This window comes from gamma proteobacterium symbiont of Scutellera amethystina (assembly GCF_059730845.1).
On record NZ_AP035936.1, the window covers coordinates 452,292 to 473,791 of the forward strand.

Consider the following 21,500-nt stretch of genomic DNA (forward strand, 5'->3'; position numbering starts at 1 on the left):
CCGGGCACGCCGTGCCCGGTATTCGGAGGCATTGATGAAATACAGCACCACACTGCCGGTTCGCCCGTTGCTCTCGGCGGAAAAATACAACGGCATCGGTCCGGCGTATAAACGCCGCTTTCACGTGATGGCCAAGCCCACCGGCTCGCGCTGCAATATCGACTGCAACTACTGTTTTTACCTGCATAAAGAGCAGCTGCTGCAGCAGGATCATCACAGCGGCATGTCTGATGAGGTGCTGGAGAACTATATTCGCCAGTACATTGATAGTCAGGATGGCGATCAGGTGGTGTTCTCGTGGCAAGGCGGTGAACCGACGCTGATGGGGTTGCCGTGGTTCGAAAAGGTAGTGGCGCTACAGCAAAAGTATCAGAAGCCAGGACAACGCATCGAGAATGATCTGCAAACCAATGGCATCCTGCTGAACGACAACTGGGCGCGCTTTCTGAAGCAGCATCACTTTCTGGTCGGGCTGTCGATTGATGGCCCGCGCGAGTTGCACGATCGCTATCGCGTAACGCGCAGCGGTAAACCGACTTTCGACAGAGTGATGGCGGGTGTGGCCGCGCTGCAACGTCATGGCGTGCCGTTCAACGCGCTGGTCACGGTCAACCGGACCAATGCACGCTTTCCGCTGCAGGTGTACCGCTTTCTCACGCGCGAACTGGGCGCGACCTATCTGCAATTCAATCCCTGCGTCGAGCCGGTCGATTTTACCCAAACCGCGCCGCAGTTCTGGCGCGATGACAGCATCCCGGTGAGCGGTTCCCGCCGCGCGCGGCCGGGCGATCTCGACTCGGTGGTGACCGACTGGTCGGTCGATCCCGATGACTGGGGACGCTTTCTCATCGCCGTGTTTGAAGAGTGGGTCAACAATGATTTAGGCCGCGTACAGGTTAACCTGTTTGAAACGGCAGTGGCGCAAACCCTGGGCCTGCCGGGCCAGATCTGCGTGACCTCAGAGTTCTGCGGCAAGGGCCTCGCCATTGAAAAAAACGGTGATATCTATGCCTGCGATCACTACGTCTATCCGGAGTATCAGCTGGGCAATATTGCCAACACTAAACTGGCGCACCTGGCGTTTTCCGAACGGCAAAAAGCGTTTGGCCTCGGGAAACGCGACACCCTGCCCGCCGTCTGCAAACGCTGTCCTTACCTCAAATTATGCTGGGGCGAATGCCCGAAAAACCGCATCGTGCGCAGCGCAGAGGGTGAACCCGGCCTTAACTATCTCTGTCCCGGCATCAAAGCGTTTTTTTCCTATGCTCAGCCGATCCTGGTAGGTATCGCCACGCTGCTTGAGCGGGAAAAACAGGGAGTGACGCAATGACCCTGCGGCAACGGTTTCTCGACCTGGAAGCGAGCATAAACCAGCAGGTGCTGGGTCAGCCAGAGCTGGTGCGCATGCTGATTATCGCGCTGCTGTGCGACGGCCACGTTCTGCTGGAAGGACTGCCCGGACTGGCCAAAACCCGTGCGGTGCGTGAGCTGGCGCGCCACATTGAAGGCGACTTCAGCCGTATTCAGTTCACACCGGATCTGCTGCCCTCGGATATCACCGGCAGCGAAATTTATCAGCAACACGCCACGCGTGAAGAGGAGCAGTTTCGTTTCCGGCCAGGCCCGGTGTTCGGCAACCTGATTCTGGCCGATGAGATCAACCGCGCCTCGGCCCGCGTGCAGTCGGCGTTGCTGGAAGCCATGGAGGAGCGTCATGTCACGGTGGCGGGCAACAGCTGGCCGCTGCCCGGCGTGTTTATGGTGCTGGCGACGCAGAACCCGGTTGATCAGGAAGGCACCTGGCCTCTGCCGGAAGCGCAGCTGGATCGCTTCCTGATGAAAGTGCTGGTGCACTATCCCTCGAAAGAGAATGAACAGCGCGTGATGCAACTGGTGCGCGCCGAACAGCAGGCAAAATATCGCGAACAGGACACCCCTGCCGTCAGCGCCGCTACGCCGCCGCCAGTGAGGATCAGCCAGGCGGATATGGGTCGCTGCTGGCAGGCCATCTCCGACATTTACGTCGCGCCCACGGTGGAAGATTACATCGTCTCGCTGGTGGAAATGACGCGCCAGCCGCAGCAGGTCAGCGACACCTTTGCCAGTTATGTGGCGCTGGGTATCAGCCCGCGCGGCACGCTGGCACTGGACCGCGCCGGGCGCGCGCAGGCGTGGCTCGAAGGGCGTGATGCGGTGTTGCCGGACGATATTCAGCGCATTGCCCCGGCCGTGCTGCGGCATCGTCTGCTGCTGAGTTATCAGGCCAGCGCCGACCAGGTGACCGCCGATGACGTGGTACGCATGCTGCTGGATGCGGTGGTCGCATGACGGATACCGCACTGGCCGTCACCCTGCCCGGCCTACTGGCGCTGGCGGGTGCAGCGCAGCAGCTGCGCAATCCGCCGGCTCAGCTGCCGCCCGGCGCGATGGCCGGCGAGCGCGTGTCGCGTCAGCAGGGACGCGGACTCAATTTTGACAGCCTGCGCCGCTATCAGCCGGGCGATGATGTGCGGCTGATCGACTGGCAGGCCACCGCGCGTCTGCGCACACCCTGGGTGCGGTTGTACAACGAAGAGCGCGAGCGGCCGGTATTTCTGCTGGTTGATCAGCGCCTGGATATGTATTTCGCCACACGCGGGCAGACTAAATCGGTTGCCGCAGCTCATCTGGCAGCGCTGCTGGCGTGGCGTAGCTGGCACGATGGCGATCGCCTCGGGGCCGCCGTGTTCAGCGATGATTCCCTGAGGTTGCAGCGCTGCCGCTCGCCGAAACTCGCCCTGGCGCCGTGCCTGAACGACCTGCATCAAATGAATAATCAGCTGCCGGCGCGCTATCCGCAGGAGCCCGCCAGCAGTCTGCCACTCCATCAGGTGCTGCAACGTATCCGGGCGCAGGTGCCTGCCGGAAGCTGGCTGGCACTGATCAGCGATTTCCACGATCTTGACGCTCAGAGTGACGCGCTGCTGGCGGCGCTGGCGCGCCGGTGTGATATCACCGCCTTTGTGCTGCTCGACGATCTGCATCTGCGGCTTCCGCATCAGGGCTATCTCGCCGCGCATTACCAGCATCAGCACGTTACGCTGCCGCTTTCGCCCGCGTTGCGTCAGCAGATTAGCGAGCGGGTCACCGCCCGGCTGGCACAGCAGCAGACGCGACTGCTGCGGCTCGGCATCCGCGTGCAGCACATTGTGGTGAGTGAACCGTTATTGCGTCAGTTAACGCAGGGAGACGAGCATGCTGGAAAAAGGCTTTAGCGTTCCGCCACTGCTGCAGCCTGACCTGCCGCCCGCGGTATCCTGGCTGCCGCTTCCTGCGGGCTGGTGGTGGCTGGCAGGCGCGTTAGCGGCCCTGCTTGTGCTGCTGGCGCTGTGGCGCACAGCGCGCTGGCGGCGCAACCGCTGGCGGCGTGAAGCGCGTCAGGTTTTACGTCACGACAACAGCATTGATAGCTGGCTGCGGCTGATTAAGCGGGTGCGGCTGGTGCACCAGCCGCGTGCTCAGGTCAGTGAACTGAGCCTCAGCCAGTTACTGCAGGAGCTACCGCTGGATGCTGCAACCTATCAGCGGCTGCTTGACGGTTACTGCCAGCCGGACAATAGCCTGTCGCCTGATGAAATGCAGCGCCTGCGCAGCCAGCTGCGGCGCTGGCTGGAGGCACTGCCCGATGTCTGAACTGCTTACCCGCTTCGATTTTGCCTGGCCGTGGATCTGGCTCCTGTTGCCGCTGCCGCTGCTGACGCGCTTTCTGCTACCGCCACGCCAGCCGGTCAGCGAAGAGGTGCGCGTGCCGTTCCTGCCGGAACTGGTGAGGGAGTTGCGTCTGGAGAATGCCCCTCCGGCCAGCCGCTGGCCTCAAACGCTGCTGTTCTGGCTGGTGTGGCTGCTGTTACTGGCCGCGCTGGCGCGCCCTGAGCTGCTGTTGCCACCGCAGCTACAGCATAAGCCGATGCGCAATGTGGTGCTGGTGCTGGATGTTTCCGGTTCGATGGCGAAAAACGACGCCGGCGCGGGCACCACTCGCCTGCAGGCGGTGCAGCGCTCGGTGCACAATTTTGTGCTGCAGCGAACCCTCGATCGCATCGGGCTGGTGATTTTTGCCAGTCAGGCGTGGCCGTTTGCGCCGATCAGTGCCGATAAGCAGGCACTGCTGGCGCGCATCAACCAGCTGGCACCCGGCATGGTGGGCCAGCAAACCGCCATCGGCGATGCGCTGGGGGTGGCGGTCAAACTGCTGGACAGCAGCCTGGAACAGGACGCCAGCCGCATGGTGATTTTACTTACCGACGGCAACGATACCGCTTCGCAGCTGCCGCCCGCCCTCGCTGCGCAGCTGGCAGCAGAGCATCAGGTGCAGGTTGATACCATCGCCTTTGGCGATCTTAATGCCAGCGGCGAGGACAAAGTCGATAGCGCGCTGATGCAGGATATTGCCCGCATCACCGGCGGTAGCGCGTTTCAGGCGGCTACCTCAGGCAGCGCCCTGCAACGTGTCTGGCAAACCATTGACGCCCAAACGCCCGCGCAGGTGGCGACGCTCGGTCTGTCGTTTACGCGCCCGCTGTTTGCCTGGCCGCTCGGCGCGGCGCTGGCGCTGTTAACCGCGGCGTTGTTGCTGGCGCGCCTGCGGGAGCGTGCAGCATGAATGGCTTTCATTTTATGCACCCGTGGTGGCTGTCCGGGCTGCTGGTTTGTCTGGCACTGGCGTGGCTATTGCGCGCGCCGCGCAGCGCCTGGCAGCGCATTATGACAGCGCCGTTTCACGCCCTGATTACCGGTAAGCGACTGCAGCGGCTGTCACCCGTACCGTGGCTGCTGGCGCTCGGCGTGCTGGCGCTGGCAGGGCCGTCATGGCAGAAGGCGTTGCCGGGCGGCGTTACGCCGCAAAGTAACGTGATGGTGATTCTGCAACAGGATCTCAGCATGCTGGCGCAGGATCTCCCGCCCGACCGGCATCAGCGCATGCAGCATAAGATCGCTCAGCTGATGCAGCAGATGCCGGGTAGCCACTTTGGCCTGGTGGTGTATCGCGGCGGTGCCTGGCTGACCACGCCGCTGACCAACGATCCGGCCTTTTACTCGCTGTTCTTGCAGGCGCAGCAGCCAACGTTACTGCCGGACGGTCAGGGCAATGGCCTGGCGGCCGCTCTCAGGCTGGCCGATGATAATCTGCCGGACACGCCGCGCAGCATTGTGCTGGTGGCCGATACGTTGCGCCAGGAAGATGCCCGGTTGCTCAGCCAGACCTCGCTGCCGCTGCAGCTGTGGGTGCCCGGCACCGCGCCCGGCGGCCCCTTGCCGCCCGCTTTCGCAAGTCAGGCTATTGATACCCGCCTCAACGTGGCGCGCTTCCAGCAGCTACGCGCCGACGGCTTGGCGGTTACGCTCGCCACCCCCGATGACAGCGATCTGCCTGCCATCAGACGCCATATTCAGCAAAGCCTCAGCGCCCAGCAAAACAGTCGCGCGGATCTGCCGTGGCACAACAGCGGCTACTGGCTGATTGCGCCGATGTTGTTGCTGCTGCTGTGGTGGCGTCGTCATATATTGATCGTGCTGATTGTGTTGCCGCTCAGTGGGATAACGCCGCCGGCGGCCGCCGCGCTGCTGGATGCGTTTATCCCGCCCGACCTGCAAGGGCAACATGCCTTTCAACGGCAGGATTACGCGCGCGCGGCGCAGCACTATGTTGATCCGCTGCGCCGCGGCATTGCGCTCTACTATGCCGGTGATTTTTCCGCCGCCAGCGGCGCTTTTCGTCAGGCACCCGTGACGCCTGAATCGCTGTTGTGGCTGGGCAACAGCCTGGCGCAGCAGAAACAGTGGCAGCAGGCGCTGCAGCATTACGATCAGGCGCTAAGCCTGCGTCCCGACTGGCGAATGGCACAGCAAAATCGCGCCAGCATCGCGCGCATTGTGATGCAGCTTCGTCAGCAGGAGCGCGATCGCCAGGCGGCACAGGGGAAAGAGCAGGATTACGATCCTGACGGCAGTAAAAAAGATCTGCACAAACAGCAGGGCGTCGCGCAGCAGGTCATGCAGCCTGCAGGTCACGCGGCACCGCAGGTCAGTCAGTGGTACGACAATCTCAGCCTGTCGCCCGGTGGCCTGCTGGAAAATCTCTATCGTCAGGAGTCACCATGAGAACGCTGCTGATTTGCCTGTTGCTGCTGACCGGGCCCGCGCGCGCCGCGATGGACATCACGCGCGAGCTGGTGGGCGATGACCGTTTGGTGCCGGGTCAGCCGCTGCGCGTCGCGGTAACCTACTGGACCGATAGCTGGTTTAACCCGCCGCCACAGTGGCCTGACTTCCCGGTCAGCAACGGCACGCTGTTGCCGGCGGCCATTCCCAATCAGCTGGTATCGCGTCAGCGTGACGGTGTCAGCTGGAGCGGCATCCGCATGGAGCGCCAGCTGATGGCCTGGGAGCAGGGCAAACTGCAGCTGCCGGCGCTGGACATCACCCTGCAATCCGCGGGCCAGCCGCCGCAGACCGTTACGCTGCCAGCGCTGGAAAAAAATGTGCGCTGGCCGCCGGGTGTGCAGCAGCCGGATCGCTTCCTGCCCGCCGCCACGCTTCATCTGCAGGAAAAAGTGACATTGTATCGTGCCGCGCAGGGCGACGCGCTACACGCAGGCGACGTGGTGGAACGTCAGATTACGCTGCAGGCCAGTGGTGTGGTCTCCGGACAGATTCCACCGGTGCTGATCGATTTGCCCGGTGCCAGTACCCAGCTGCTGACGCCCGAGGTTAGCGTCCTGACCAGCGGACGCGGTGAAATCACTGGCAGCCAGCGACGCGAGCGGCTGCGCTATCTGCCGGACAGCGCCGGCAGCCTGACGCTGCCGCCGGTGCAGCTGCGCTGGTGGGATACCCGACAACAGACATGGCAGCTCGCCACGCTGCCCGCCCATCACTATGACATTCTGCCTGCGCGCCCGGCCGGCAGCGAACAGGTGCTGCGTGCCGGGCCTGAACGCCCCTGGTGGCAGTGGCTGTTGCTCGCCGCAACCGTGGTTCTCCTCGTCGCGGTGCTGTGGGCTGGCCGCCGTTTACTGCGTCAGGCGCTGATGTTTGCCGGCCATACGTGGAGCCGCCTGTGGCGTATTCATGCGCTGCCCGATCTCGTTCCACATCACAGGAGTCGCCGATGAAAACTGTTTCTATACTGGCGGGCCTCACGCTGTGCCTCGCTAGCGTCAGTCAGGCTGACGATCTCTCCGCCTGGCGTGACGGTGCGGCAAAGCATGCCATTACACAGTGGGTGGATGACACCACCCGCGCCGGCAGCGCTGACTTTATTCCTCTTAGCCAGCGCTACGTGGTGTTCGATAATGACGGCACGCTATGGCCGGAAGCACCGCTCACCTTTCAGCTGCAGTTTGCGCTCGATGAAGTGAAACGGCTGGCACCGCAGCATCCGCAGTGGCAGCAGGATGCGCTGGTGCAGGCGGTGCTCAGCAACAACACCGCCGCTATTGCCGCCAGCGGGAAAAAGGGGCTGATGCATTTGCTGACACTGACTCACAGCGGTATCACCACCGATGAGTTTGCCCAGCGCGTGCAGAACTGGGTGGCGACGCAGCGGGATACGCGTTTTGGCTGCCGCTACGATCGCATGGGCTATCTGCCGATGCGCCAGCTGCTGGATTATCTGCGCGCTCACGGTTTCCGCACCTGGATTATCTCCGGCGGCGGCATCGATTTTATGCGCGTGCTGGCGGAACAGATGTACGGCATTCCACCTGAGCAAGTGGTTGGCTCGTTTTCCCTTGCGGAATTTTCACTCAGCGACAACGGCACGCAGTTGCGGAAAACCATGAATGGTGCATTTTATGATGATGAAGCGGCCAAACCGGTGGCCATCCATCTGTTCATGGGTCATCGGCCGGTAGCAGCGTTCGGCAACAGCGACGGCGATGTGCCGATGCTGCAATACACCTCGGGCAACCCTGCCGCCAGCACCTTCGGGCTGCTGGTGCATCACACCGATGCACAGCGGGAATACGCCTACGATGCGCATCCGCCGGCCAGCGGCAAACTGGTTAACGGTCTCAGGCTGGCCGCGCACTATGGCTGGACCGTTGTCGATATGAAACAGGACTGGGGTACGGTGTTCGACCCCGCCCAGTGCCCGGCCGCCGTTCCCGTTCATCAAGGAGAAGCAAAATGAAAACATTACCTTTCACTGCCATGATCGCCCTGCTCACCCTGAGTGCCACGTCTGCGCTGGCGGTATCGCCGTATGAGAATCTGGCGCTGGCGCTGCGGCAGCAGACCATGATCAACGATCTGCGCACTCACTGCCGCGTGCCGGTCTCCATCGCCGACGAAAAAATCAAGCAGACCTTTCTGGCGGATAAGAGCAATCACAACGCGCTGTTGCAGGCGGCTGATGCCCTGAAGATGGGCAAGCATCAGCATTATCAGCAGTTGATGTCGCAGATAACCTGCCCGGATTTTAGCTGATCGTCGCTGGCAGGAAATGCCAGACGCCATCGTGGTCAGCGCGGAACAGGCCAGCGGCGTGGCGCTGCGGTTTCAGGCGTAATCTACGGTTTGAGCTGCGCCCGCGCGGTGTAAAAACGACGGTAGGACAGATACGCCGCGATGATGGTCGACAGGCTGGCGGTGGCAATCAGCATAAACGTCACCATGATCTGGTACTTGATGGCCTTTACCGGATCGATCCCGGCAAAAATCAACCCGGACATCATGCCTGGCAGACTTACCAGCCCCACCGTTTTCGCGCCGTCAACGGTGGGGATCATCGCGGCACGAATACTGTCACGCATCAGCCCGGCGGATGCGCGTTTGATCGGCGCGCCCAGGCTGAGCATCTCCATGATTTTTTGCTGGTTGTCGCTAAAGCGCTGATTGAGATTGGTGAAACACAGCCCGACCGCCACCATGGCGTTACCTGCAATCATGCCGGAAATGGGGATTACCTGCATGGGAACAAAGGCAATGGCGCCGCTCAGCAGCAGCACCGTTAGTGTCAGTGCCGTACCGCTGGTAATCGCCACCAGCGCGATGATAAAACCATGATCGATCTGCCGGCTGCGTTTGCGCGCATTCAGCGCTGCATTGATGCAGATAAACAGCACCATCAGTAGCGTCAGCCAGTCATTATTAACATCGAAAATTGACTTCAGAACGTAACCGACGATCACCAGCTGGATAATGGCGCGCGTGACACTCCACAGAATGTCTTTGCTCATCCCCAGCTTCTCTTTCTGGCTAATCAGCAGCGCTACCAGCACCAGCATGAGTGAAAGCAGCAGCGAGCTGTCGCTGATATTATGCTGATTCATGCTGTTCTCCCGCTGCGGGTGGGGTCAGCCGCAGAATACGCTCAGCGGCATCAATCTCCTGTACGTCATGGCTGATACGGATCACCGCCAGCCCTTTTTCCGCCACCAGCGCGGCAATCAGCTGGTTAACCCGTTGTTTATTAGACTCGTCCAGTGCGCTGGTCACTTCGTCCAGCAACAATATCTGTGGCAGAAACTGCAGATTGCGCAGCAAAGCCACCCGCTGCTTTTCACCGCCAGAGAGTCCGGCAACGTTTTTGTCCAGCATGTCGGCGGGTAAATGCAGACTGCGCAACGCCGCCACCAGCTGCTCGCGCGACGGTTGTTGCTGACGCAGCTGCCACGGCAGCGCCAGGTTATCGTAGACCGTGTCACCAAACAGTTGCGGTGTCTGGAAACAGTAGGAGACCTGCTGGCGATAGTGTTCGACTTTCAGCGTGTGAATATCCCGCTGCTGAAACAGGATCTGGCCGCTATCGGGCTCCAGCAGTGAGGCAATAATTTTCAGCAACGTGCTTTTGCCGCTGCCGGACGGGCCGGTGAGCAACAGCGTTTCACCTGCGTACAGCTGCAGTGATACCGGCGCCAGCAAGGTGCGCCCCTGCACGGCCAGCGTGACGTCTTGTACCGCCAGCAAAGGAGAATCAGCAGACATAAAAGGCATCCGTGAGAAATTGTCGGCAGATTATAGACAGCTGCACAAGGCAGGGGAATGCGTCACGATGCGGAGAGCGGCTGCCGTTTAACCGCCGTGGCTTTACAACGCGGCAGAAATCCGCATGCTGGTGACATTCAGGACCACTTTCTTCATTACTATGACCGCCACCAAAACCGGATTTCTCTGCGCGAGCGTGCTGCTGCTGAGCGCGCTGACGCTGCTGTCGTTGCACTGGAGCGCGTTTCAGGCATGGGCGCTGCAAAGTCAGATTCAGCTGCACCGGCTGCTGGTTACCCATTTACTGCAAATCAATAGCGGCCAGTACAGTGCCGGACTGTGGTTGCTGGCCGTGACCTTCATTTACGGCATTCTGCACGCGGTGGGTCCCGGCCACGGTAAATTTATCGTTACCACCTGGCTGACCACCCATCAGCCCCCGCGCGGCGTGGCGCTGAGCGTGCCGCTGCTGGGCAGCCTGGTGCAGGGCCTGAGCGCGATTGCCTTTGTCTTTATTCTGGCGGTTGGTTTTAACCTGACCACCGGCGATCTCAGCCTGAGCCGCTGGTATCTGGAGAAAGCCAGCGCTGTGTTCATTGCCGGGCTGGGCGTGATGCTGCTGCTGCAAGCCTGGCGCAGGCCACCAGCGGAGCATCATCATGATCATTGCGGCCACGCGCATGGCGTCGCGGCTGGGCACGGCAGCGACTGGAAAAGCTGGGCGGGTATTATCATCGCCACCGGCGTGCGGCCGTGCAGCGGTGCGCTGACGGTGCTGCTGTTCGCCAGCGTCATCGGCATTACGCGCTGGGGCATGCTGGCGGTGATGAGTATGGCGCTCGGTACCGGCATGGCGCTGGTGGCGCTGGCACTGTTTGTGCAGCATTACCGTCAGCGCGCCGGGCAGCTGTGGCTGGCAGAGCGCTCGCCGCAGGCGGCATCGCTGCTGAGAGCGGTGCGGATCGCCGGTGGGATATTGCTGGTGATGTTTGCGCTGGTGCTGTTTTTTACCGTGGTGCCGGTGAGTGCCAACGGGGATTATATTGCGGCGGGATGTTGAGGTGCATGGTTTGGGGAGGGTGCGGTTTTCCCCTCACCCTAACCCTCTCCCGCACGCGGGAGAGGGAACGTCAGGTGCCGCTTTGGGCTCTGGCTTACTGATCAGAAACGGTATTTCGCGGACAGCATAAAATTACGCGGTTCGCCGTAGACGATGCCGGTGCTGTCGACGTTTTCGTCGTACTCTTTGTCGAACAGGTTATTCAGGTTGGCCTGCAGGCTGAGGTTTTTGGTCACGTCGTAGCGCGCGAACAGATCCACCAGCGCATAGCTGCCCTGACGGGTGCGCCAGGTGCCATTGCCATCCGGGCCACTGATGTCCGCGTAAGTTCTCGCCTGCCAGTTCACCCCGCCGCCCAGCGTCAGCTGGTCCAGCATCGGCAGGCGATAGCTGGTGAACAGGTTGAACGAGGTGCGCGGGAGTTGTGAATTGTAGCGATCGCCGTTGGCGTCTTCCGCCACATACGAGGTCCCGCCAAAGGTCATCTGCCAGTTATCGGTCAGCGCTCCGTTGACCTCAAACTCGACGCCACGACTTACCACGCCCTTCTTCGCCACGTAAATAGTATTACCGGTTTGCGCATTGGTCTGACCGGTGCTCTGGCCGACGTTATCCAGTTCGGTGCGGAAAATCGATACCGACGTCGTCAGACGGCTGTTGAACCAGTCAGATTTCACGCCCGCTTCGTAGTTTTTGCCAATTACCGGTGAGAGATACGCGCCTGACGCATCCTGATAATCCTGCGGCTGGAACACCGAAGTGTAGCTGGCGTAGGCAGACCAGTTATCGTAGAAGTCCCAAATCACCCCACCGTACGGCGTGATGTTGTTTTTCTCCATCTCTGCCGTCAGCGTCTGGCGGTTCCAGTTGGTGTAGCGCGCCCCGACAATCAGGTGCAGCGGATCGGCCAGATTGATGCGCGTCGCAAGATACGCTGACTTCTGCCGCACCCGTTGGGTGTCGGCCGCGGGTTCACGCGGATTCCAGTCGGTTTCCGGGAAATCGCCGTTAAACTGGTTGAAGTTGCCCAGCTCGGCTGACGAAATGTTGGCCCAGGCGCTGTAATATTTGTTGTCCTGACGGCTGTAGTTCACCCCGACCATCAGCTCATGCTGGCGGCCCAGCAGTTCATAAGGACCGCTGGCGAAGGCATCCACCGCATCCACCTTACGTTTGCCGGTGTTGTAGCCGGTTCCGCCTACTACCGGATAGCCGGCATAACCAGAGACGCCTGTGCCAGTGGTTTTATCGAAGTAACCGTCGAGATACAGCTGCTTGCTGTCGAGGAACATCTCGTTATGCGTGCCGTTAAGGGTGATGTTCCAGCCGTTATCGAAATTCTGCTGCAGGTTAACAAAGACCTTTTTATTTTCTTTGTTGTTGTAAGCCCATTCAGGTGCGGTGTTATAGCCGCGACGGGAGTGGATCTGCGTGCCGTCGGTGTACCAGCGCGGCGCACCGCCCCACATAGGTGAATCGGTATTTACCTGGCTGAATTCATAACCAACAGACAGTCTGGTGGCGTCCGTCACGTCAGCGTCGACCACGCCGTAGATAAACTTCTTATCGGCGCCGTAGCGTTCAATGAAGCTGTTTTTGTCTTCATAGCCGGCCACCAGGCGACCGCGCACGTTGCCTTCCGGTGACAGCGGTGCAGAAAGATCGGCGACGTAACGCTGCTTATTCCAGCTGCCATAGCCAGCTTCAAGGCTACCGGTAAACTCTTTGCTGTCGGCATGTTTACGTACCATGTTGATGGCAGCGGAAGGATTGCCCGGTCCGGTCAGCAGGCCCGTTGCGCCACGCACCACTTCGACGCGTTCGTACAGCGCGGTATCGGTCTGCGCATCACCGAGGTTCCAGCGCTGGGCAAACGCGGTCGGAATGCCGTCGGTCATGTAATTATCGATCAGGAAACCGCGCGAATAGTAATTGATGCGGTCCATATCGGCGGCCACACCGTGGATGCCGGTGGTGTTGCTCAGTACGTCGTTCAGCGACTGCAGCTGTTGATCCTGCATGCGCTGCTTGCTGATGATGGTGACCGACTGGGGAATATCACGTGCGGTCAGCGCCATTTTGGTGCCGGCCCGCGTCACCGGTACGCTGTAATCCGCTGCGGCCTGCGTCTGCTGCGCTTCCGCGCTGGCGCTGGCATCAACGGTCAGGGTGGCCTCACTGTTTTGCGTATCGGCCGCCTGAGCGACACCCGAGGCAACCAGCACTGCCAGCAGTGACAGGCGCAGCGCGCGCTGCGGCGCAAGACCTGCGTCCCGGACGCGCATCTCTTTGCAAGACATAATATTCCTCAATCGGCTTATCGTTATTTTGTGGTGAGCATGTGGTTAAGAAAGCAAATGAGAAATATACGCATTAAGATTAACATTGCAAGAAATTGTTACTGCCTTTCTGACGCCTTTACACTGCGAAAAAATCTTATGCTTCAGGGAGTAACGGCACTAATACTGCTTTACAGGAAACTATCACGCCTGAAATCATCCTTAATCTGAGTCAACCGGTGCGTGACCTACGGCCTCCCCGCCTGAACGGCTGTGCCTGCATCCTGCTATGGCATCTGAACACCACGTATGTACCAGCCTGGTACCCGGTCACCGCCATTGATTTATAATTACGCTGCCGATGGGAAGGTGTTTATAAAATTTCCTTTTCTGCGCTAAGGTTGACCAGTTACGCTTTTAATCCCTGCAGCAATCGCTGCGTTGTTAACATGACGCCATTTATTAAGCTGTAAATCGCCGTGACGTATATTGTGTGAGATGCCGCGATGTTAAATGAACGGCTTGACGTAGGTGGCGAGTAATATTAAATCCGCCGCTAACATGTTTATGCGTAATCAATGAAGAGACAAAAATCTTTACGCCCAATCAAAAACTGTACAGGTCGGGGCATATTTCCGGACAAATCTGTCGGCGGGTGAATATTTCCATTTGAATAAAATTGCCGTAGAATGCACGCTTTCAAATCAGTGGTATCAGTAATAAGGGTTTATACATGAGCGATGCACTCAAGGCATTGAACAATCTTCGTACGCTGCGTGCTGAAGCACGTAATATTGAGGTTGCGGTATTAAACGAAATGCTGGAGAAGTTTGCCGTGGTGGTCGCCGAACGCCGCGAAGAGACGGCTGCAGAGAGTGCTGCACAGCGCGAAAAAGAAGAGAAGCTGGCGTTATATAAAGAGATGCTGCGCAAAGACGGCATTACAATTAATGAACTGGCGCAATTAAACCAGGGTGAAACGAAGAGCAAAGCAAAACGTGCACCGCGTCCGGCGAAGTATAAATTTACCGACGAACAGGGTAATGAGAAATTCTGGACCGGTCAGGGTCGTACTCCCTCGCCGATAAAGTCAGCGATTGACGCTGGCGGTTCGCTGGATGATTTTCTGATTTAATCCAGTCGCAGGAAATCGGGGCGGAACCGGCTAATTGCCGCATCACCGCCCCTGTATCGCGGCACCCTAAATGCTTTCATGCATTCCTTTCATACAGTGTGCCGCGAGGTGATCAGGCCATTACGCCTTCCCACACCCGCCCGTCAGATTAACGTTGCACAGGCGCGCGCAATACGTTTACCCGCCTCCTGCACGCTATCGATATCCGTGGCGATCGACAAACGGAAATACGGCGACAGGCCGTAAGCACTGCCCGCCACGCCGGACACACCGCTCTCCAGCAGATAATTCAGCACATCCTGTTCGTCATGCAGTACGGCGCCGTCAGGCCGGGTTTTGCCCAGCAGGCCGGCACAGCGGCAAAAGACAAAAAATGCGCCCTGAGGTTGCAGCACTTCAATGCCGGCCACCTGCTGCAACTGCTGCACAATGACATCGCGTCGCGCCTGATACGCGGCGCGCTGCGGTGGCAGGAAATCGAGCCCACCGTTAAAGGCCGCAACCGCCGCCGCCTGGCTGATGGCGCTGGCGCCAGAACTGTTCTGCGACTGCACCACCACCATGGCATCAATCAGCGGCTGCGGCCCGGCAGCAAAGCCAATGCGCCAGCCGGTCATGGCATAGGTTTTCGACACGCCTCCCACCAGCAAAACGCGTTCAGCCAGATCTGGCGCCACCTGCAGCAGACTAACGTGCTGACGATCGTCAAACAGGATATGTTCGTACAGCTCATCCAGCATAATCAGCACATTGGGATGATCGCGCAGCACCGTCGCCAGAGCCTGCAACTCCTGTGCGCTGTACACCATGCCAGAGGGATTGCCGGGATTGTTCAGCACCAGCCAGCGGGTTTTCTCAGTGATCGCCTGCGCCAGTTGCGCCGGCTGCAGCTTGTACTGCTGCTCAAGCGGACAAGGCAGCAGCACCGCCTCGCCACCGTTGAAGCGCACGCTGTCCGGGAAAGTTGGCCAATATGGCGTGGGCACAATCACCTCATCGCCGTCGTTTAGCGTCGCGGCAAACGCGTTGAAGATGATTTGCTTTGCGCCGTTGGCGATACAGATTTGACCCAGCGCGTACTGCAGCTGGTTCTCCCGCGCCAGTTTGGCCTGCACCGCTTTACGCAGCGCGGTGGTGCCATTGGTCGGCGTATAACGGGTTTCACCGCCATCCATCGCGGCGCTGGCGGCGGCACGGATGTGCGCGGGCGTATCAAAATCCGGCTCACCGGTGGTGAGGTCAAGAATATCCACGCCCTGCTCTTTTAGCTGGCGGGTCAGCTGGCGTGCCGCCGCGTTAGCCGAGAGCGACACAGACTGTACGCGCTTCGATAGGGTGATCATGTTTCGCTCCTGTCTCTCACACCACCGGCAGGCCGAGGTTTTCACGCAGCGTGGCGAACTCGTACTCTTCGCGGAACAGACCGCGACGGCGCAGTTCCGGAATCACCAGCTCCACAAACAAATCCAGCTGCTCGGACATGATCGCCGGCATGATGTTGAAACCATCGGCACCGCCCTCGTTGAGCCACAACTCAAAGTCATCGGCAATATCCTGCGCGGTACCGACGATTACCCGGTGACCACGCGATCCGGCGGCTACCGCGGCCAGTTCGCGCAGCGTCAGATTTTCACGTTTCGCCATGTCGGTCATCAGTTTCACGCGGCTCTGGTTGCCTTCACCCAGCGGCACTTCCGGCACCGGACCGTCGAGCGGATACTGGCTCAGATCCATATTGAAGCGCAGCGAGAGCTGACGCAGACCGTTGTCGATATCAACCAGCGTGTTGAGCTCTTTCCACAGCGCTTTGGCCTCTTCGCGCGTGCGGCCAACAATCGGCATCACGCCAGGCATGATCACCACGTGATCCGGATTGCGTCCGGCGGCAATCACCTGATCTTTCTGCGAACGGTAGAAGCTCTGTGCTTCTTCCAGGCTGGCCGAGGCGGTGAAAATCACCTCGGCAGTCTCGGCCGCCAGCTTCTGCCCATCGCTGGAAGAACCGGCTTCGATAATCACCGGACGCCCCTGCGGTGAGCGGGTAATGTTCAGCGGGCCCTGCACCTGGAAGTGCTCGCCGACGTGGTTAATCGGCTGAATTTTGTCATCAATGAAGTACTGACCGGTCTCTTTGTTGGGCTGCACCGCCCCTGCCTGCCAGCCGTCCCACAGCTTATAGGTAACATCGAGGAATTCACGGGCGCGTGCGTAGCGCTCCGCATGATTAGGCATATCGCTGCGGCTGAAGTTACGCGCCACATCGGTAGAGAACGACGTCACCACGTTCCAGGCGGCGCGGCCGCGGCTAATGTGGTCCAGTGACGAGAAGCTGCGTGCCATGGTGAACGGGTCGCTGAAGGTAGTCGAGGCGGTCGCCGCCAGGCCAATGCGTTTGGTGTTGACCGCCAGCGCCGACAGCAGCGTTAACGGCTCCAGACGCGCCATGGTGGAAGGCAGACGATACATGCTGGTCGCCAGTGCATCACCCACGAAGAACAGATCAAACTTACCGGCTTCGGCTTTTTTCGCGATGGTGATCAGCCAGTCAATATCCGTCGGATCGCCCAGATTTTCCGTCAGCCGCCAGCCGCTCACATGCTGTCCAACCGGTTGTACAAACAGCCCTAAACGGATGCGGCGTGAAGATGAAGTAGCCATATTTTTTCCTGGTCAATAAAAGGGTCAATAACAATTAAAAGGCGTTCTCGGTCGCCAGCAGCGCCTGCTCTAAGGCATCCGCGCTGATGCGGAACGGCAGACGTTCGGCGCTGGCCGCCGGGAATTTGATCTGTTCAGCAATGCTTCTGATGGCTGCGCGACGATCGCCGTGCAGCGGCGCTAAGGTCAGCGGCATATCATACTGTCGCAGCAGCGCCAGCAGCGCGGCGTCCGGCTCACCGTCGTGCTCAATCAGCGACTGCACCAGCAGGCTGTAACCGACTTTTTCACCGTGCAGCCAGTGGTGCAGCTCCGGCTGATGGGTCAGACGGTTATGAATCGCATGGGCAAAGCCTGGCGTTGGCAGCACGTCACGCACGCTGTTGGCCAGGCCGGCCAGCACAATACTGGCATCGATCACCTTCACCAGATCTGGCGTCACGCGCTGTTGCTGGTTGGCCATCACGGCGGCGGCACCGTGCTGGCGATAGACATCCAGCGCGCGCTGCGCGGTCATCACTTTAAGATCGAGGGCGAGATCGTGGGGGTTGTGCCGCAGATAAGGATAGAACTCGTAGTATTTAGCCAGCGCGTCGACAATGCCCGCTTTGAGGTAACGCACATCACTTTGCGCAATCACTTCGCTGTCTACCAGCACCAGTTCAGGCATTTTGCCCAGCGGCTGGCTGCGCACGTGGCCGCCCTGCGCGTCATAAATAATCGCCACCGGCGACCAGGCGGCACAGGTCGCCGCGACGGTGGCGAAATTGACGACGGTGATTTCCGGTAACTGGCTGCCGACCGCTTTAGCCGCATCCAGTACGCGCCCGCCGCCAATTGCCAGCAGCAGTTCAGCCTGCTGCTGTTGCAGATTGCTTTTCAGCGTATCAATGGCCGCGTCGGTGCATTCGCCGTGCAAATACTCGATTTCCCAGCGAATACCACAGGTTTCCAGACTTTGCGTTAATTGCGGATTAACCGCCTGCCAGGCGCGCGGAGAGGTGAAAATACGGATATGCGTAGCATAAGATTTAATGAATTCGCCGGTGCGCGCACGCAGTCCCGGTTCGTGTGCGTAGGCACGCGGAGATTTAATCGCTAACACGTTGTCACCCTGATTAGGAAAAACGCCATAACAAAATTGTTATATTTCAGAGGATTAATGCGAAATAGTTATAGCGCTATGTATTTTATGCATACTACGGTAAATGGCGATTTGTGCAATGAAAAAGCCGCCATTTCATTTTCACAAATTTGCATTAGCTTATCCGGATTTCACATATAGCCCGTCAGCGCTTTACTGCTACTCTGAGCCTTCTTTCTTTATCGCCCGCCGGGCGGTTTTCCGGGGATAGCTATGACACTTGAGTTTCGTCAGGTCACTGAAGACGAAGTGGACACTTATCAGGCGCTGATGCATGCCGCCTATGCGCCCACGCTGGCGCTGGGGATCAAATTTGATGCGGCCACCGCTGACCGCGAGAAAACGCTGCGGCATCTGCAAAGCCACGGCGTGTATGCGCTGTATGCCCAGGGCGTGATGGTCTCCTCGGTCACCGTGCGTTATCCATGGGGCCCGCTGCCGGGTCCGTTCGGCCTGCCGCATATCGGCTGGTTTGGCGCTCACCCGGACTACGCGGGGCAGCAGTTTGGCCGCCAGGTTCAGGATCGTCTGGAGCAGGAAATTTTACGCGGCCAGTTACGCGCACCGGCGGTATCGCTCGGTACCGCCATCAGCCATCCGTGGCTAATTGATATGTATCGCAAGCGCGGATTTGTGCTCATGCACACCACCGATCTCGGCAAAGGCCACATCACGCAATATATGAAAAAAGTGCTGGATGAAACCGCGCACGATGCCTGGCTGACGCGCCAGGCGGCATCACAAGGAAGCCAGGCATGAGCCAACTGAATGAAACCGCGCTGGGCGAGCAGCTGATCGCCTTTCGCCACGAACTGCACCGTTTTCCGGAACTCTCTAATCAGGAGTTTGAAACCACCGCCCGCCTGCGCCAGCAGCTGGAACAGCACCAGATTCGCATCGTTGATTTGCCACTGAAAACCGGTCTGGTGGCGGAAGTCGGCCCGGCACAGGGACCGCTGATTGTGCTGCGTTCGGATATTGATGCGCTGCCGATTGAAGAGCAGTCGGAGGTCGCTTTTCGCTCGGAGCGTCCTGGCGTGATGCACGCCTGCGGCCACGATTTTCACGCTTCCGCTGCACTTGGCGCGGCGATTCTGCTTAAGCAGCAGGAGGCAACGCTGCCCGGCCGCGTGCGGATTCTGTTCCAGGCCGCCGAAGAGACCGGCCAGGGCGCGCCGGATGTCATCGCTACCGGCGCGCTGCAGGAGGCGGTGGCGATTTTCGGCATTCATAACGATCCGTCGCTGCCGCCTGGCGTGGTGGGCAGCAAAGCCGGTGCGCTGACCGCGGCGGTGGATCGCTTCGATATCCGCATCACCGGCACCGGCAGCCATGCCGCCAAACCGCATCAGGGCAACGATCCGATCGTTATCGCGGCGCAGATAGTCTCCGCGGCGCAAACGCTAATTAGCCGTAACGCCCCCTCCGCTGACAACGCAGTGGTGTCGATCACCCAGCTGCACAGCGGCAGCACCTGGAACGTTATTCCGGACAGCGCCTGGCTGGAAGGCACGGTGCGCACCTTCTCTCAGTCCACGCGTGAGCGACTGGAGCAGCGCTTCCGCGAAATCGTGCTCGGCCTCGGTGCGGCTTTTGCCGCAGAGGTTGAGTTTAACTGGCACGCCGGTCCGCCTGCGGTGGTGAATGATGCGCACTGGGCGGATTTTGCCCTGCAACAGGCCACCGCCAGCGGACTTGAAGCGCGCGTGGTGGAAGCCAGCCCGATCGGCGAAGATTTTGCTTTTTATCAGCAACAGCTGCCCGGCGCCTTTGTGATGATCGGCACTGGCGAACCTTTTGCGCTGCACCATCCGGCTTTTCGCATCAATGATGCGGTGTTACTGCCCACCTCACGCTACCTCGCGCAACTCGCCGTGGCGGCGCTTCGCAGTCTGGAGCAGGCATGAACCTGAGCCACGCGCTGGCTGAGCGCATCCTGCAAAGCCAGCCGGATGCGGCGGCACGTGATGCCGCGCGCACTGGCGTGCAGGATTTTCTCGCCGTGAGCTGGCCGGTGTTACAGCAGCAGGTCCCGGACAGCGGCTTACCGGCGCTGCGACAGGTTTATGGCGACGGCAGCGTACGCTCACAGGCGTTACTGCTGGGCTATGCCGGCCATGCGCTGGATTACGATGATTTCCATGCCGATTTTCGCGGCCATCCCAGCGTGGCGATTCTGCCCGCGCTGTTTGCCTGGCAGCAGCAGCAGCCCGCCACTGCCGAAGCGTTCCTTGATGCCTATGTCATCGGCGTGGAAGTGGCTGGCCGGCTGGGACTGGCCGCCAGCCAGCAGCACTATGCGCTGGGTTATCACAACACGGCCACGCTGGGCACGCTGGCGGCGGCGGCCGCGCTGGCACGTCTGCTGCAGCTTAATGCAACCGACTGCGCCACGCTGATCGGCATCGCGGCGACCCAGGCCAGCGGACTGCGCGCTCAGTTTGGTTCAGCGGTGAAGCCGCTGCACGCCGGACTGGCGGCAGAGCGTGCGGTGATGGCGGCGCAGCTGACGCTGGCGAAATTCGATGGCCGGCATGAAGGCGTGCTCGACGCGTTTCTCGCCGCCAGCAGTAACGGCGAGGCGCAGCCGCAACGGCTGGTGGAAAACTGGGGCGCGCCGTGGCGCATCAGTACCCCCGGTCTGGAGTTCAAACCCTTCCCCACCTGCGCCGGAACTCACAGCGCTGCCGAAGCGGCACGTCTGCTGCGGCGCGCCTGGCTGGCGGAAGGCCACTCGCTGGACTCGCTGCTGGAAAATATTGATGACATCACGGTCGCCTTCCCGCCGGGTGGCGATATCGCGGCGGCAGTTCGCGTGCCGGCTAACGGCATCGAAGCACGCTTTAGCCTGGAATACGTGATTGCCGCCATGCTGATGTATGACGATTTGCGGATGGAAGATTTTGCCGAAGGTGCGCTTAATCCGGCGGTGATGCCGCTGGCGGCCAAAGTGCGTCGCACGCCGGATGCGTCCGCGCCGCCCGATGCGCTCAACCCGGCGCGGCGTTTTCATCTCGTCACGCTGACGCTGAAAGAGGGTCGTCAGCTGCAGCAGCGCCGCACGCGGCAGCAGTCGCTGGCGGATGGCGTAGATGTGGCGGCTAAACTGCGTCAGGCGCTGCGCCATGAAGTGCCGGCGCGCCAGCAGCAGTTACTGGCTATCAGTGAGCTGCAAAGCACGGCGGATTTGGCTACATTAAGCCAACTGTTGCGCGCCTGAATCCTGGCGGCGCGCGTTCTTCGCTTAAGGCTGGC

The 21,500-nt window shown here is 60.1% G+C and carries 20 protein-coding genes; 14 read left to right on the plus strand and 6 right to left on the minus strand.

Annotation, left to right across the window (positions count from 1 at the left end; translation table 11 throughout):
* The first annotated feature begins 34 nt into the window (after positions 1-34).
* From AC6I79_RS22130 to AC6I79_RS22170, 9 genes are read left to right on the plus strand one after another with little or no spacing between them, the layout of a single operon-like run.
* Positions 35-1,330, plus strand: a complete 1,296-nt coding sequence (locus tag AC6I79_RS22130; RefSeq protein ID WP_498027774.1) for an anaerobic sulfatase maturase — start codon at positions 35-37, stop codon at positions 1,328-1,330.
* Positions 1,327-2,328, plus strand: coding sequence for an AAA family ATPase (locus AC6I79_RS22135; protein WP_159377679.1), 1,002 nt, complete (start codon positions 1,327-1,329; stop codon positions 2,326-2,328). The genes AC6I79_RS22130 and AC6I79_RS22135 overlap by 4 nt, the downstream gene beginning before the upstream one ends.
* Complete coding sequence (locus tag AC6I79_RS22140) at positions 2,325-3,254, plus strand: DUF58 domain-containing protein (protein ID WP_159377678.1); 930 nt, start codon at positions 2,325-2,327, stop codon at positions 3,252-3,254. Before AC6I79_RS22135 ends, AC6I79_RS22140 begins: the two co-directional genes overlap by 4 nt.
* Positions 3,235-3,672: a DUF4381 family protein gene (locus AC6I79_RS22145; RefSeq protein WP_059012128.1), complete on the plus strand. Its 438-nt coding sequence runs from the start codon at positions 3,235-3,237 to the stop codon at positions 3,670-3,672. The genes AC6I79_RS22140 and AC6I79_RS22145 overlap by 20 nt, the downstream gene beginning before the upstream one ends.
* Positions 3,665-4,642, plus strand: coding sequence for a VWA domain-containing protein (locus AC6I79_RS22150; RefSeq protein ID WP_159377677.1), 978 nt, complete (start codon positions 3,665-3,667; stop codon positions 4,640-4,642). Before AC6I79_RS22145 ends, AC6I79_RS22150 begins: the two co-directional genes overlap by 8 nt.
* Complete coding sequence (locus AC6I79_RS22155; RefSeq protein ID WP_159377676.1) at positions 4,639-6,141, plus strand: VWA domain-containing protein; 1,503 nt, start codon at positions 4,639-4,641, stop codon at positions 6,139-6,141. Before AC6I79_RS22150 ends, AC6I79_RS22155 begins: the two co-directional genes overlap by 4 nt.
* A complete protein-coding gene (locus AC6I79_RS22160) occupies positions 6,138-7,154 on the plus strand; it encodes a BatD family protein (RefSeq protein ID WP_159377675.1) in 1,017 nt (338 codons plus the stop codon). The genes AC6I79_RS22155 and AC6I79_RS22160 overlap by 4 nt, the downstream gene beginning before the upstream one ends.
* Complete coding sequence (locus tag AC6I79_RS22165) at positions 7,151-8,173, plus strand: HAD family hydrolase (RefSeq protein WP_159377674.1); 1,023 nt, start codon at positions 7,151-7,153, stop codon at positions 8,171-8,173. The genes AC6I79_RS22160 and AC6I79_RS22165 overlap by 4 nt, the downstream gene beginning before the upstream one ends.
* A complete protein-coding gene (locus tag AC6I79_RS22170) occupies positions 8,170-8,469 on the plus strand; it encodes a YicS family protein (protein ID WP_021509036.1) in 300 nt (99 codons plus the stop codon). The genes AC6I79_RS22165 and AC6I79_RS22170 overlap by 4 nt, the downstream gene beginning before the upstream one ends.
* Positions 8,470-8,552: 83 nt before the next feature.
* Here AC6I79_RS22170 and fetB read toward each other — a convergent pair whose 3' ends face one another.
* Together fetB and fetA are read right to left on the minus strand one after the other, a co-directional pair.
* Entirely contained in the window at positions 8,553-9,314 is a 762-nt protein-coding gene (gene fetB, locus AC6I79_RS22175) for an iron efflux ABC transporter permease subunit FetB (RefSeq protein WP_325924117.1), read from the minus strand.
* On the minus strand, positions 9,301-9,969 hold the full coding sequence (gene fetA, locus AC6I79_RS22180; protein WP_498027775.1) for an iron efflux ABC transporter ATP-binding subunit FetA: 669 nt from the start codon (positions 9,967-9,969) through the stop codon (positions 9,301-9,303). The genes fetB and fetA overlap by 14 nt, the downstream gene beginning before the upstream one ends.
* A 160-nt stretch (positions 9,970-10,129) precedes the next feature.
* Between fetA and AC6I79_RS22185 the strand changes: the two genes are divergently transcribed.
* Positions 10,130-11,029, plus strand: coding sequence for a nickel/cobalt transporter (locus AC6I79_RS22185; protein WP_031279999.1), 900 nt, complete (start codon positions 10,130-10,132; stop codon positions 11,027-11,029).
* Positions 11,030-11,130: 101 nt separating this feature from the next.
* On the opposite strand, the gene fhuE is transcribed toward AC6I79_RS22185, so the two are convergent.
* A complete protein-coding gene (gene fhuE, locus AC6I79_RS22190) occupies positions 11,131-13,329 on the minus strand; it encodes a ferric-rhodotorulic acid/ferric-coprogen receptor FhuE (protein ID WP_498027776.1) in 2,199 nt (732 codons plus the stop codon).
* A gap of 712 nt (positions 13,330-14,041) precedes the next feature.
* Between fhuE and AC6I79_RS22195 the strand changes: the two genes are divergently transcribed.
* Entirely contained in the window at positions 14,042-14,443 is a 402-nt protein-coding gene (locus AC6I79_RS22195) for an H-NS family histone-like protein (protein ID WP_021509031.1), read from the plus strand.
* 143 nt (positions 14,444-14,586) lie between these two features.
* Here AC6I79_RS22195 and AC6I79_RS22200 read toward each other — a convergent pair whose 3' ends face one another.
* Genes AC6I79_RS22200 through AC6I79_RS22210 form a run of 3 tightly spaced genes read right to left on the minus strand, consistent with a single transcriptional unit; the run spans position 14,587 to position 18,206 of the window.
* A complete protein-coding gene (locus tag AC6I79_RS22200; RefSeq protein WP_264443995.1) occupies positions 14,587-15,786 on the minus strand; it encodes an aminotransferase class I/II-fold pyridoxal phosphate-dependent enzyme in 1,200 nt (399 codons plus the stop codon).
* 16 nt (positions 15,787-15,802) lie between these two features.
* A complete protein-coding gene (locus AC6I79_RS22205; RefSeq protein ID WP_058770255.1) occupies positions 15,803-17,101 on the minus strand; it encodes an LLM class flavin-dependent oxidoreductase in 1,299 nt (432 codons plus the stop codon).
* Between the two features lie 34 nt (positions 17,102-17,135).
* Entirely contained in the window at positions 17,136-18,206 is a 1,071-nt protein-coding gene (locus AC6I79_RS22210; protein ID WP_498027777.1) for an iron-containing alcohol dehydrogenase family protein, read from the minus strand.
* A gap of 252 nt (positions 18,207-18,458) precedes the next feature.
* Here AC6I79_RS22210 and AC6I79_RS22215 point away from each other — a divergent pair, with 252 nt between their 5' ends.
* From AC6I79_RS22215 to AC6I79_RS22225, 3 genes are read left to right on the plus strand one after another with little or no spacing between them, the layout of a single operon-like run.
* Positions 18,459-19,004: a GNAT family N-acetyltransferase gene (locus AC6I79_RS22215; RefSeq protein ID WP_021509027.1), complete on the plus strand. Its 546-nt coding sequence runs from the start codon at positions 18,459-18,461 to the stop codon at positions 19,002-19,004.
* Positions 19,001-20,152, plus strand: coding sequence for an amidohydrolase (locus tag AC6I79_RS22220; protein ID WP_498027778.1), 1,152 nt, complete (start codon positions 19,001-19,003; stop codon positions 20,150-20,152). The genes AC6I79_RS22215 and AC6I79_RS22220 overlap by 4 nt, the downstream gene beginning before the upstream one ends.
* Positions 20,149-21,465, plus strand: a complete 1,317-nt coding sequence (locus AC6I79_RS22225; RefSeq protein WP_498027779.1) for an MmgE/PrpD family protein — start codon at positions 20,149-20,151, stop codon at positions 21,463-21,465. The genes AC6I79_RS22220 and AC6I79_RS22225 overlap by 4 nt, the downstream gene beginning before the upstream one ends.
* Positions 21,466-21,500 lie beyond the last annotated feature (35 nt).